Origin of the sequence: Calothrix sp. CCY 0018 (genome assembly GCF_963920925.1) — a bacterium.
Lineage (GTDB): Bacteria > Cyanobacteriota > Cyanobacteriia > Cyanobacteriales > Nostocaceae > Rivularia.
Genome location: NZ_CAWUDI010000012.1, coordinates 160365 through 174440 on the forward strand (window position 1 = coordinate 160365; position 14076 = coordinate 174440).

Consider the following 14076-nt stretch of genomic DNA (forward strand, 5'->3'; position numbering starts at 1 on the left):
TTGTAAATAAAGACAATTAATTACAATATTTGGTTAAAAAACTTATTCTATAAGGATATTGTTAGCCAATTCGCAAACCCAAGCTTTTGGCAAGATTGATAACAAACTACTAATAATTTTAATTTGAGTATTTGTTGACGTTCCTGACAAAATCCATAGCCAATAATCATTATCTACACATCGTTGCCATGAAAACAGTTCCGACAGTATTTCATAAGGATTACTTTGAGCCACTATAGGCATTATGTTTGAGCCTACTGAACGAGCTTCCGCTTCTAAATTACTTTCGCTTTGGGAATTTTTACAAGTTGTATTAAAAGGGTTTAATAGGCTTTGTAAAAGTTTGTCTAATGCTTCTCTATAATCTTTAGATATTAAACCCACGGAGCATCCTACTTTTTGAGCTATTGCGGTATTGATACCTCGTAATTGCGTTGTACCTTCTTCGACCAACTGTTTAGCAGCTGAAGCAATTTTAAACCAAGTTTGCTCCCAACGAGAACCCGCTTCAATAGTAATATCGCAAGCTTTAACTATCCGCACTGGTATCTCAAGTGGATAATCACCTATAAAGTAGAAAGTAAGTTTTTGTTCGAGCCTTAAATGGGAGCGCAAACGTCCTAAAGCTTGGTAAATTTCTGAAGAGGTAGACCAGTGTACAAAAGCCTGGAAGTTTGGGTCATTGGAAACTGTACGCTCAAAGTAAGGTATATCATCATTTTCTTTTTCCACCAATTCCTTGATTTCAATGGGTATTTTTACTTTGGCTTTTCCAGGTTCGATGCTGCGTCCCGTTAAGGTAATATACAACACTTCCAAATAGCCGAGGTTACAAAACGGAATGCCTATGGAAGCTAAGGCACTGACTCCACAGAAATCGTTACTACCACGTGAATCAACAAACCAAGAACCATCTTCCGATTCAGTCTGACATTTCCAATCAATAAATTTTATGTTTGAATGCCTTTCTTGTAACTCTTGTTTTAATGCTGCTATTCGGTTTTGGGAAAGTGTGCTGCGTTCCTTTCCTAAATGTCCCAGACCAATAATTTGAACTATTTCCAAATTTTGAGCAGAAGGAACTTCTTGCTCAACTGTTAGAATTTCGCACTCCTCAATATTTATCCACCAAGACAAATACTCAGCTGTAGTTGTTGCATCTAAGTAAACGTTCCAAGCAGAAGATGCAGCAACTTCGCTGTGACGTTCCTTGCGAGTGTAGATAAATAGTTTGCCTTTTTCAATGCGTAATGCTCCATTACGCTGTTTACCCCAGACTTGTAAAAATGGTATAAACCAATTGAGAATAATATCTTGCTTGAATTTCTCAATTACTTCCGAAGTTTTATTACCAAACCTTTTTCGGACTTTACTAGGAAGATCGGCAAGGTCTGACCCATACTCACTAGTAGTATTAAGTATTTCCTCTAGGTTGGGATATAAAGTCTCGGTTGCAATACCAATAATTTCATCTAAATTATCTGGTAGTTCCGGTAATAACTCCCTTACTGCTGCATCATTCCAGCCGTGGAATGGTTGCTTGATTTCTCCATTTAAGCATTGACGCAAAATCATCCACAGATTGATTAAAAGGGCGTTAACTTTGGGGTAGTTAACTGCCAGTTCCGCGATTACTTGGTCAATATCTGATAATTGTGCTGCAACGGAATTAATGGGCTGTACTGTTTGCATTACTTCATCCCAGAAGTTACCACAGTTTTCCCATTGATAATCTTCAATCTGAGGGGCACTATCGGGATGGGCACGAATGCGGTCGTGTTTTAAAGTTTCTTTCCGTAATGAACGATGTCCAAATCCTTTTCCATAAGCAGAGCTACAAGCTTCTCGTAAATGACAAGTAGCGCAAACTGGATTTTCTATACCATCCATATCAATATTTTTTTCTCGCGCAATTGCGAAAACCTTGCTGCGATGACAGTTACCCGGAGTTGATGCTTTTTCTCCTTGGATGGGCCACCTCAAATATTTTTTACCACCAGGTGTTGTGTCCCATACCATACCATCGTTACGAACATTCATATAAGCATAATTCTGCTCAACGGTTTGTGTAGTTATGTTTCTAGCATGGTTGGTAAAGTACCATAACCTTTCTACTCCAAATGCTATTGGGGCTGCTAAACCTGCATCATGACTTTTAAATGTACCAGTGGGGCTTTTATCTAAAATATGCTTCCACCCCGCTGCAATTGCTTCTGTTAAAACTTGCCAGCGCTGTCCTTGTTTAAAAATGATTTTGGGAGGACGAACACAAACACCTATTTTAGGTAGTTTTCCAGGTTTATAATTGATAAATTTAGGTATATTTTTAGCTTTATTTGTTTCTTTTTTGGTTGGAGATTCCCCAAATCCTTTTTTAGGTCTATATCTTTCAATTGTTCTACGCAGCCATAACTTGAGTTTGTAGAGCATCCCCCACTCGCGTTCCGAGCGTGCTAACTGCTTTTGAATCGATTCAGGACATAGTGCGAAAAAGTCTTCCGGTCTTAAAGTCGTATTTTCCCAAGTCACTACCACTTCATAATCGCTTTTACGGAAAGTTTGAATATTTTGGTAGTACAAGTGAATCTGTTTACTGTTGTTAATTGCATCTGGTTCCGGACGTAATTCAACTTGTTTGTCTGCAATTTGATAAAAATAGTTTAATTTTAGTAACTTTCGGATTTGGTTTGCTTGATGACATTTTAATAAGAAAATGCCACTCGTCTGCAATTGAACTTCATTTTGACGACCAGCAGCTAGTAATTCGTCAATATCCAAATGTTTTTTGTCATGCCATTGTCCCCAACAACCTACACTGACTCGATAGCGCCATTTCTGACAAGAGTAAATAGTTGCTTCGTTAGCTTTAGTAATAAGGGGATTGTCGATTGCTCCAGCATCTGGCATTAATCTAACTTCTTTTACGCGCAATCGCTTCAGGTAATCTTTAAGCGTTTTTTTACCGTATCTAGCTGCACCCGCAGTTCCGATAACTGCAATATCAGTTCGTCCTTGTCTCCATAAAAACATGGCAACAAGCAGTGATTTTAACGCCCCTTCACAAAGAATTACTGTTTTGATTTTTTTCGCATCGGGGTGCTTCCAGCAAAATAGCGGTAGTTCCCCGTTGGGTAATTGCGGTCCGTTTCCCCCATCTTTGTTACTACTTAACCAAACATATTTAGGTTTAGTTCTTAAAGTAGCAATCTGCATACCCGTAATATGTCCGTCTGGTGAGAGAGCCGTAATCGCAAATCCTGGCATTCCTAACAGCTTTCCTTCAGAAGAGATACCTGGAAGAGTTGACTTGATACCATCAGGAGCATAAGTACCGGGTTTCCAAGTTCTTAACCATCCTAAAGTTTCTAACCAGTTTATTTCTTCGATAGTTAGCTGTCTGTCCTCATGGAGGTGAGAAGAATGTTGGAACGAAAGAGTTTTTGTACATTCTTGAAGTATTGAACGGAAATCGCGATCGCGTTCCGAAATAGATAGTAGATTTTTTTGCTTGACATAATGTTGTCTCCGTGTATTTAGGTTATTTTCTGTCGTGAGGTAGGCGTTACTATCTTCGAGAGCAAACAAACCGCCCATATCGTTACGCAGTAACGCTATGAAACGATAGCCCGCTGGTGCGTCATGTTGGCTAAAACTACGCAAGCACTCAATTAATGAGTCTTCTTTAATAGCGCAGCCGTGAGTTTTGTTGCAGATGGGACAGGGAAAGCGCTTGCTAGTGTACTGGCGTTTCATTAGCAAAAATCTTTGTATGAATTTTAAAGCGGCTAGTCCCGGAATTTGCCTTAATTACAATAACATTCGTGTTTTCTGCGGTTTTTAGTACTAATTGCGAGAAACCCGATTAGTACTAAATGCTGTAACCCTTATAAATCAAGTATTTCAGAAAATAATGTCACCGTCAGGGGTGCTAATGTCACCACGAGGGGGCGTTACTTAATAGTTCTTTACTTAAAAATAAACGCTGTAATTGAGCATATATAGGCTTTACAGGGTTTGATTCTGTTATCCTTTAATATAAAAAGTACTAAAGAAAATTTTCAGATCGCGGTATCAGTGACATTCTTCGTGAGATTTCTTTATTATCATTTCTTAGTACGAGGTGCTAAAACGTAAGTGAGACAAGTATTTCACGCATTACATTTTATTTAGTACTAATTAACCAAACAGCACTAAAGTTAAATTTTTCTACTTGAGCAAAAATTTTCTTGACAAACCGTGTTTTATGTTAAATAATGACCTCAAAGCATTGAAGTGTAAGGCTTTGCGGCTAATAGTTTTGCTTACAATTATTATTAAAACTTCAACTTTATTAATAGTCTTTTCGGCAGGTGTGTAGCAGTATTTAGCAATTTACAGATAGCGATCATTGACTGGTACTACTACTCGGAATTAAAAATCTAGAAACCTTTTTATAGATTTAAATAGTTCGTTTATTTAACGTTTCGACGCGGTTATGCTTTTACTATCAATGACCCCCGGCTTCAAACCGGAGCTTCCAGCTTGATTAAACTAGACAGTTTAGTTTGCCCCTAATGTCAGCTACGCTATATTTACTTTAATTGGAATCTATTCCAATAATATAAAAATACCTATTTAGAGCAGGTAGCTAAAACTATAATTTTTTCGTTTATTGTTCTTATGAAATGTGTTATTAAAGTCTTAATTTTTATTTTAAGACTGTTTAAAGATTAAAAATTAAGTATGCAAGGGTATTGTATTTTTTTATGAAACTGATAACTGGTTATTCAATTGAAAATTTATATAAAAGATTTTAAAAAAAAATTATTTATTGATTAAATGTACAAATTGTAATAATAATATAGTTTTAAATAAAATCTTCAAAATTAAGCTATCTTGAGTATTGTTTTCAATTGAAAAGCATATTTCGGCTTAATTGTTCGCTGTTTTAATTTGTTTTCTAAATCGCGTACCCAACTTTGGCTTTTTCCCATAGCTTGGGCAAGTTCCATTTGGCTCATTCCAATAGCTTTTCGGCGTTGCTTTATTAAGGTTCTAGTTAAAAATATTGATTGACTGGTTTTATTGTACGATAACTTAATTTTGGGGGTCATTTTGATCGGATTTAATCGATTCAGAAAATTTTCTCGAATCGCTTTTAGTAATATTTTTATCTTTATCAGCTTCAAAAGTTTTTAGTTCTTGCAATTTATATTGTACGTTGTCTGGTGGGATAAAACTTATAAATGCTGGAAACCAGTGTTTAATAATATAGTGTTTAGGTAGCTTCTTAGCCGTCACTTAATAAATGGACAAAACTACCCATTACTGGATAAAGCTACCCATCATCGCCCGACCTTAACGGCTAGTTCGGGACTACAGTTCGGACTTTCACCGAATTCCTCAACACGAGTCACGTCTGATGTACCGACCTCCACAGGCTCTACGTCCTTAGAGTAATTGCTGAGATGCGCTGTTAACGCCTGTTGGTTAAAATACTCATGTCGGCGTAACGACTTGAGCGACTTATTAATTCTGTGCCATGAAGCCCATACGTGTCTAGACGCGACCATCACAGCCGGGAGAGCGACATGGGTAGGCACAGATTCACTAAGTCTCATAGCTCTACGAGCTATTACCATTCCGGCTGCGGTATCAGAACTCATACCGTACAGCCGCATAAATTTAGTTAATCCAATTAATGAAGTGTATGCAGGATTAACTTTAATTACTTGAATACCTTTATTACGGGCTTGGGTTTGTAGTATTTCATTGAATCGGGAATAAGCAAAATAATTGAGCATTCTAGCGTATCTACGACCTTCTTCCTTCATGCGCTTCTTTTTAGCAGCGAAAGAAAGGTTTTCTATCACAATTGCACAGCCGTACAATTGAGCAAGTAATATTAGCCGTTTAATTCGGTCGGAAAGTTCAGCTTCTACTTGACCAGAACGGCGGGAATGTAGATTTAACTCATATTGACCTTTAGCTACCGGGTTCCCGTTATAGTCAACGTAGCACCAACCTATAACACCTGGGTTTAAATCAACGCCAATACAACCATATCTTACTGGTTTAGACTGGATAGGAACTTCGGTTACTTCTACCGAAACTGCTATATACCAGCGATTATTCTTATAGAATAATCTCCAGGTTAAAGACTCTCCTTTACTAGCAGGGATGGTTTCTAATGATTTTTTATTTACTGCTCTACGCATCAAAGCTGCTTCAATGCAATCCTGACCATAAGGGAACTCTAGATTAGCTGTAACGTACTTACCAAACTCAGATTCCCATTCAACTGGAACACGAATTTTTAAAGACTTCTTCTTATAATCGTACTGACATATCTGATTACCATTAGATTCTCCCTGACTACCAACCAAAGGAAAGTTAAATTCAGTGCCAAAATTAACTTCGATAGGAGCTTCTTTTAACTTAGCTACTTTACCGTGTTGAGCAATAACGTAACGACGCTTATGGTGGATTTTAAATCTTAATTCATGTTGGCGGGACTTAAACTGATTACGTTTAACTCTGCAACAAGGATAAGCTAATTTCGATAGTTTTTTCTCCCATTCGGTAATCTGTTCCTGAGCAGAATTAATTTTATCTTCTATAGTTTCTATATGAGCTTCGCGACATTCACGAGCAGAACCGATTTTACCGTCGATATCAATAAGTAAAGAATTAGCCTGTCTTTTATTAAAGCCAAACTTCTGTAGTTCCTGATTCTTTTTAGTTTTAGAAATATCACTATTAATTAATTCCATCGCAGTACAACGATGTTCTTTCTGCTTTTTAGAATATTTAATAGCGAAAGGAACTAATGCTTTCGGTAACTCTGCCGTGAATGTTTTTATACCCATTTGAAACTCCTTATTGAATTCGACCTTTTTCAATAATATACTCATGTGACACATGAGTATATTATATTTGTCAACAATGCCAGCTAAAAAAATTTATAACGAACCAAAACGTAGATTCACGGCGGACTTTAACCGAAACAGCTATTGAATGGCTAGAGTCTATGAAAGAAGAAATGGGAGCTAACAGTCTTAGTGATGCGGTAGAAAGGTTAGCTCGTATAAATGTGGATAAACGGTAATATTTGTCTAGTTTTGGGTAGAAATTAGGTAACAGTTGCTAGCCCTTTAAGTAACTTGCACAGTTTTTTATCGCAGGATCGCATCTTGAAAGTTCAAATGGTCATAATTGCGAGCAAGATTTCTACCTACTAAGTTGACAATCCAGGTAGCTGCATCCATATCTATAAATGCGGCACTTTCCTCTAACCTTTCTTGCCACTCCACTGGTAGTAATAACTGAATGGCAAAGCAAGGATTTTTCAATTGCTCGGGAAATGAATATCTATCCCTCCATTGTGGACAATCTTGACCTCGCTCCCTTCCTGATTTCTCAATCGTGCTGAGGATGCCGTGTTTGTTGCAGTGAATATGCTGGTTGTCTACTGAGTCTGTTTTATGCTGACAGTTCCAGCAGCTTTTTCTTATTGGATGCTGTGATAATAAATGTTCTGTATGAAATGATTCTTCTATATTTTGATTATCTTCGGTTGACTGCGGATGCTTTTTACTATATTGAAATGCTTTGAAAGCTGCGTCTACGCTTTTTAAATTTAAAGTTTGTCGAATCTCTTCTGCTATTTCCGGCTTTCCTAAACTTTCCTGCTCGTCTATAAACTCTACTACCTTCAAGGCTTTGGAGTATGTGCGCCCAGAACCAAGCCCTACTTTTCGAGCAAGGCGATCGCGTGTTTTTCCACTTGTGGAACTTAAACAAAGGTGTGGAAAATTTTCCACCCCTTTCTCATCTTTCCTAGCTGGTCTTCCAGGAGCGGATTTTTTTCCACCGTTGCTCATCCTTTTTCTAGCTGCATCACTTTCTACCTCAAGCCATGCTTGCCCTTCGCGGACTTTCTGCTCCCGGTTTTTTTCGCGGTTGGCATTTTCTAGTAGCAAGGTATGTAGTTCAGCCAGTTCGTCGTCAAATTCTCTCACTTCAACAGGTACAGCCTTCCATCCTAGTTGCAAAGCTGCTTGCCAGCGTCGGTGCCCCGAAACAATGATTCCTTCCTTGGTGACTACTAATGGTCTTATTTGATTTGAATACTTTATTAGCTTTACTAATTCACTTGCGTCTTCCTCCTTACCATAAATCAAGTCATTGCGTGGGTGTGGTTTCAGCTTACGGGGATCTATTTCATAGAAAATAGATGTAAAATTATGAGTAGTTGTGTTATTCGATAAGGTAAAGGAGTTATCCATTGTTTTAAGAGGTGCCTATTAAAATCAAAAACAATTGACCAAATGGGTGATAAAATAACCAAGCGCTGTTAAGCGTACTTTGTTTCGAGTTGGCTTGCCAATAGGGATGCCAATTATGTATTTTTCTCTATATCTAACTTTAAGTATCTGTATGTTTAATCTATTACCTCAAAAACGAACATTACCCCAATTAAGGTTGTTTGACCAAAATTATCTGATACGCAGAAGCTGTAGTAAAATTGTCTACTAATTTAAGTAAATAAATTAACTAGACTTATATAATCTACCGCATAACGACACTTTTTTATGCAGTCAGCAAAAAAATATTAAAATAGGTATATGAACCCTAAAGCAGAACGGTTAGCCACATTAGTCAAGGAGTTACGAAGCTCCCAAAGTCAGTACAAATTCGCCAAGTTGCTTGGTGTAAGTCGTCCTTCGGTTACTTTTTGGGAATTAGGTCAAGCTTGGCCGGATACGCAAAATTTGCAAAAGTTGGCGGATTTGAAAGGGTGGAATCTTTCTGACTTACAGGCATATCTTGTTGAGGGAGAATTACCTTCCGGTGAACCAGTATACCGATTAGAGTCAATATTAGGTGCGATACGAAATCTTCCATCCGAAGCAGTAGCAGAGGTAGCTTCTGTGGCTGTCAAAACATTAGCAAAAAGAAGTGTTTCTGCGTAAATTTTGTATATTACGAATGTAATACAAGCAGCAGTTACATTTAGATTGGCGTAGTTTATTTCAATGAACCCAGCAAGAATTTTTCAGGGTAGTATCTTTGATAAAGTTTTTTGGTCTGGCTTTTGAAACTCTCCCAAATCAAAAAAATGAATATAAGTATCTTTTTTCGAGCTTAATGTTGGAATTTGTCGAAGAGTTCTATTTTTTGAAGTAAGTTTTTGATACTTACCGAAATTAAAGGATCGGCGTTGCAAAGATAATCCTTCGGAAGTTATTAAAATACTTACAAATACTGGCATTCGTCGCAAGTGGGAGGTAGTTGTGAAGGTAGCTTTACTGCCTTGAATTAACTGGTGTAAGTACCCTTTTGTGGGAGTATTCCCTGAAACAGAAGATTTCTTGCTTTTATTCATGATTATTGCAGTAAGTAAGTATTCTAGTGATTTGTACCCAATATGCGGTAGATATGTATTCCCCTCTTGGTGTACTTGTATTTTAATACCTCCTAATTTATTAATGTAAGTTTTGAAACCTAATTAAAAATATTGCCAAGAATAATCTCGAAATTTATCTATCAAAAGTAGTATTTGCTTCTTTTTGCTTGGTAATCCTACTTAAGAGAGATTGTTTTTTTTGTTTTTGTATGAAAAAGACTACTAGCATTTTATTTTACCAAAAAAGTTATCTTTATCCAATAAAAATACGTAAATAATCCCGTTTTCGTTAAATTATCGGAGATAATTGTATTCCAATTTTTTCCTTTAGTAAACAAAGAAGTAAAGGTATTACCAAGTAGATAAAGGTTGATTCTCTAACAAATTAGAGTTGTTTTTTTAGAGACTATATTATTTCTTAGTATATTTGATTAAAGCTATTTTTACGTAACCAAAATACTGAAACATTTAATAACATCTTATTAAGCAGTTGTACTAAATAAGGCGATAATGCAGAAATTATATAATTCATCCTAAAGATAGATGTTATTTTTATAGATAATAGAATGTATGTTATTTATTATTGTTGTTTCTGATAACTTATCATTTGATTAATTAAGTTACACTCCTAATTTTTTTAAAGGAGTTATCGGGTATCACTATGAGTTAAGTCATGGGAGTGTAGGTAGTGAAAAGTTTTTCTCAGGGCGTTCTGCTTGCAGCAGCGCTTCGCTATCGCACTTTAGTAAATTGCGAACTACTGAATCTAAGGATCTATTTGGCTCTGGATTATCAGAAATATTTTTACGGCTTACTGTGCTACGCTATATACTTCAATATGAAGTACTAGATATGAGTTGTCATGAAAGATTAGTTGCTTACCTTTCTCGATGCGTTCATTGTGACGGATGCAGCAAGTCTCACGCTCTTTTTATGCAAATTTTGCACCTTGGATATCATAAAAAATAAGGGATGGTAATACACCACCCCTTATTTCTCAAATGTCACAAATCTTAATTAACAGTGCGTTACGGCTGCATTGGACTAGGATGTACAGCTAGATGCTTAAGCGAAAGCGAAGTTATCTGCAATCAAGCTATTTGCACCAAAACCCTGCAATATCGCTAAGTCCGAACCATTTGCAGCAATTAAGGTATTATCTTCCTGCTGGGTAATGCTCAAATCATTAAAGCCGATTCCTAAGCCAGCGATACCAAGCACGTCCTCACCACTGGTAAAATCGGTTATGATATTCGTAGCTTCGGGAGTTTCAACAGTGGCAATCCAGAATTGATCTGCACCTGCACCACCTGTAAGAATGTTATCACCGCCGGAAAGTGCGAAGAATTTATCAGTGCCTTCACCACCAACAAGGCGATCGCCACTTCCCAAGATCAAAGTATCGTCACCGCTACCAGCGTAAATACGGTTTCCGCCTTGACTACCGATAGAAGCGTCAATAAAATCGTCGGAGTCTCCACCGAAAATCAGTTGACTAGTTCCGGTGACTTCGATAATATCTGCTTCTAGGGAACCAAATACGGGTTCGGTAGTGGGTTTTTCTGGGACATTAGCTGATGCTAATTCCACGTTGAGTTCGTATTCTCCTGCAAAAACACCGATTTCTGTAAATATCCAACCACTACCACTTTCTTCAACATTAGGATCGTAATTGCGGTTTCCAAGTTGGCTAACGCCCGCATAGTAACTACCTGCTTCCTCTGCGGTAAATTCAAGATAGGGATCGCGACTGAATTCTTCGTCGGGTGCTGCACCGTTATTGACGCTAGCTAGTTCGTTACCATCAGCATCAAACAAGCGTAGTTCAGAATCTAACCGTTGCTCAATACCGGGAAAACGCTCGAATTCAAAGGGAATAGAATCAAGATCGATCTTTACTTTATCTCCCGCTTCTAAATTAAAGGAGTAGAAGTCTACATCTTCCGTAAAGTCTACTGCTTTTAGGAAAAATTCATCATCAGAATCTAAGCCATTAATACTGCCTTTTACTGTAGTATCAGTGTTTTCAGGATTTAAATTGAGGTTAATGGCTTCGGCGATAGTGTCGTTAGGTCGATTTTCCTCAGTTACAGGAACTTGTTCTGGACTATCAAAAATAGTAAATGTAGCAACATTTGCCTCTGGATCGATTGTTGAGTTAGCAGTTTCAACAAGACTAAACGTAGCTGTTTCAAGTTTCTCCAAATCGCCGTCTGATGCCACAGGTAATTCAACTGTAGCTGTAATATCAGTAATTTTTAGAGAAAAGGCTGTATTACTTATCTCGGTGATTTCGCCTCCAGTTACAGCGATCGCATCTACATTAAACTCCGGTAAGTTGGGAGCATCGACGGATACTGTAATATCTTCGGATGGTGATGCTGCTGTAAGGTTAAAGGTTAGTAAGCTGGTATCGTTTTCTGATTCAACTAAAACTTCTGATTCTGCTCTCAAACTAACTTCGGGCAATGATAGGGGCGTATCGGCAATTGTGAAATTAACTTCACCTGCACCACTGTTAATTGTGTAGGTAGGTGCCTCTTGTACAGCTAAGTTAAAGCTTTGTAATCCTTCTTCAAACGGATCGGCGAAGACAGGTAAAACTATCGATGCTTCTTGTTCTGTAACTTTAAAATAGAAGCCACTCACATCGAAATTTGAAAATGGAAAGATTCCTCCAGATATGTCAGCGTTAAGAACATCAAACTGAGGAAGAATGCCCTCGTTACCTTTGACATAAATCAGCACGCCATCTTCTGACGGAGCTTCGCTGAGGTTAAAATTGAGCGTCGCTTCTGTTCCCTGGTCTTCAATTAGCTCGTCTTTACTAATACTCAGGCTAACTTCAGGAATAACAGTGGGTTCGGGAATTTGATCTATATTGTCGTAAAAAGTGGTAGTGGATTGATTAGCATTGGGATTAACTCCATAACCTTCACCTTCTTCTAAGAAGAACGTTGCTTCTTCAGGACCATCAGTTTCTGGTTCTAATAGTTCACCTCGATACTGGGTTTTGGCATTCAATGAAAAGAAAGTATTTGGCTCAAATATTCTTAATTGAATACCTGTTTCCCTTCCAGTGTCATCAGTAACAACATCAACTAATTCAGCTCCTGGGGAAAAAGGAGCTTGTTGAAGAAAACGACCACTGAAATAGTCTTGAAAGTAAATATCACTGTTGACGGTTACAAGAATGCCTTCTTCGGGAATTTTCCCTTCGGTTTCTAACGTTAAAACGAAGGCTGAACCTTGTAAAGGAAATCCTTCTACCAAACTGTTAGCAATTATGGCATCTTCGTTATCAGCATCAAGAGTTGTACCAATTACGCTTAAAGAAACGGTTGGTTCGCCAGGTTGAGCAAGATCGATGGTTTCAGGAGGAGTGTTGTTACTTCTATCTCGCTGTTCGGCTAAAATTACTGGATTTTCTGGGTTGAGAGTAACATTCAGTTCGTACTCGCTTAAATTCAAAAAATCCAGACTATAGTAACCATCACCTCTCCCGCTACCAGGCTCAGAAGGTTGATATATAGCTTCTATTCCTTCGGGAAACCCAGTGGTGAAGATACGACTATTAATAAGCTGGCTTACACCTGCATAGTATGTGCCATCAGTAGATGCTTCAAATTCTATGTAAGGGTCCGGACCGGAAGTAAACATTTCTCCTGGTGCTTGACCTTGACCGTTGTAGGCTAATTCATTACCTTCAGAATCAAACAACCGCAACATAGAAACAACGCCGAAGTTATCTTCTTGATAATCAGGAATAGCAGTCAACTCAGGATCGTCCCCCCCCGCTGACTCGATGTCCAATGCGATAATGTCACCTGCTTTTAACTCAAACTTGTAAAGATCTACATCTTCTGATGCGTCTATATCATCGAAAGTACCATCTTCGTTTTGATAGCGATTACCAATTTCAAAATCGATTGTTTCGACAATTGATACTTGGGGATTTTCGGGGCTGAGTCCGATATCGCTGGCAAAAGGAATAGCATCGTTAGGCTCGCTGGCATTAAAGGGAACTTCCTCTGCCGTATCACCAATAGTGAACTCACCACTACCAAAAGCTTCATTCACCTCATACCCATCACCAGCTTCCAAGGTAAAGACGGCAGTTTCTAACCCCTCAGATTCCCCATCAGCAGCAACAGGCAAATCAACTAAAACCGTAAAATCCGTTAACAGAATATCAAAACCATCCTCTCGGACGTTGACAATTTCTCCACCATCACCAACGGATATCGCATCTAAATCAAACTCGCTTAAATTGGGTGCATTAACTCCAACAAGTAATCCACCTTCAGGTATTGTCCCCTCTGTAATGTTAAAAACGTGAGCAGAAACCGTACCCTTTTCTTCCGCCAAATAATCGGGACCCGTATTTAAACTAACTAACGGTAAACCCGTCGCAGGTGGTTCGGTGGTTGTCGGCGGCTCTGGTACCTCGGCAAGCTGACTTTCCTCATCGGCAAACAACACGCTACTTGTTGCGGCATTACTATCAATCGTGTAATCGCTGAGGTTGCCCACATCCCCTAAATCTTGTGAATCCACCTGTTCGTTCGTTTTCAATTGGAACACCGCTTCAACCAAGCCATCAAAAGTTGCAGGCAAAAACGTATCTGGCTCCGAATTATCAAATATGTTAATCGTAAAGCTGGCATTCGTGCTTCCTTCATCAATAG

6 protein-coding genes are annotated in these 14076 nt (G+C 38.2%); 1 reads left to right on the forward strand and 5 read right to left on the reverse strand.

Annotated features, from left to right (window positions below):
* Positions 1 to 42: 42 nt before the first annotated feature.
* The 4 genes from ACM03V_RS11360 to ACM03V_RS11375 form a co-directional block, all read right to left on the reverse strand.
* Positions 43 to 3753, reverse strand: a complete 3711-nt coding sequence (locus ACM03V_RS11360) for a hypothetical protein (protein ID WP_414620889.1) — start codon at positions 3751 to 3753, stop codon at positions 43 to 45.
* A gap of 1112 nt (positions 3754 to 4865) precedes the next feature.
* A complete protein-coding gene (locus ACM03V_RS11365) occupies positions 4866 to 5093 on the reverse strand; it encodes a helix-turn-helix domain-containing protein (RefSeq protein ID WP_414620890.1) in 228 nt (75 codons plus the stop codon).
* 231 nt (positions 5094 to 5324) lie between these two features.
* Positions 5325 to 6848, reverse strand: coding sequence for an IS200/IS605 family accessory protein TnpB-related protein (locus ACM03V_RS11370; protein WP_414620891.1), 1524 nt, complete (start codon positions 6846 to 6848; stop codon positions 5325 to 5327).
* A 306-nt stretch (positions 6849 to 7154) separates the two neighbouring features.
* Positions 7155 to 8267, reverse strand: a complete 1113-nt coding sequence (locus tag ACM03V_RS11375; RefSeq protein ID WP_414620892.1) for a ParB/RepB/Spo0J family partition protein — start codon at positions 8265 to 8267, stop codon at positions 7155 to 7157.
* A gap of 339 nt (positions 8268 to 8606) precedes the next feature.
* Between ACM03V_RS11375 and ACM03V_RS11380 the strand changes: the two genes are divergently transcribed.
* Positions 8607 to 8954 (forward strand): helix-turn-helix domain-containing protein, encoded by a 348-nt coding sequence (locus ACM03V_RS11380; RefSeq protein WP_414620893.1) that lies wholly within the window; start codon positions 8607 to 8609, stop codon positions 8952 to 8954.
* 1499 nt (positions 8955 to 10453) lie between these two features.
* On the opposite strand, the gene ACM03V_RS11385 is transcribed toward ACM03V_RS11380, so the two are convergent.
* Positions 10454 to 14076, reverse strand: a 3623-nt coding sequence (locus tag ACM03V_RS11385; RefSeq protein ID WP_414620894.1) for a pre-peptidase C-terminal domain-containing protein, incomplete at its 5' end; no start/stop codon positions are given.

Excerpts from the sequence above, each read along its gene's own strand:
- ACM03V_RS11360 (WP_414620889.1), bottom strand. The coding sequence starts at position 3,753 with ATGAAACGCCAGTACACTAGCAAGCGCTTTCCCTGTCCCATCTGCAAC.
- ACM03V_RS11365 (WP_414620890.1), bottom strand. The coding sequence starts at position 5,093 with ATGACCCCCAAAATTAAGTTATCGTACAATAAAACCAGTCAATCAATA.
- ACM03V_RS11370 (WP_414620891.1), bottom strand. The coding sequence starts at position 6,848 with ATGGGTATAAAAACATTCACGGCAGAGTTACCGAAAGCATTAGTTCCT.
- ACM03V_RS11375 (WP_414620892.1), bottom strand. The coding sequence starts at position 8,267 with ATGGATAACTCCTTTACCTTATCGAATAACACAACTACTCATAATTTT.
- ACM03V_RS11380 (WP_414620893.1), top strand. The coding sequence starts at position 8,607 with ATGAACCCTAAAGCAGAACGGTTAGCCACATTAGTCAAGGAGTTACGA.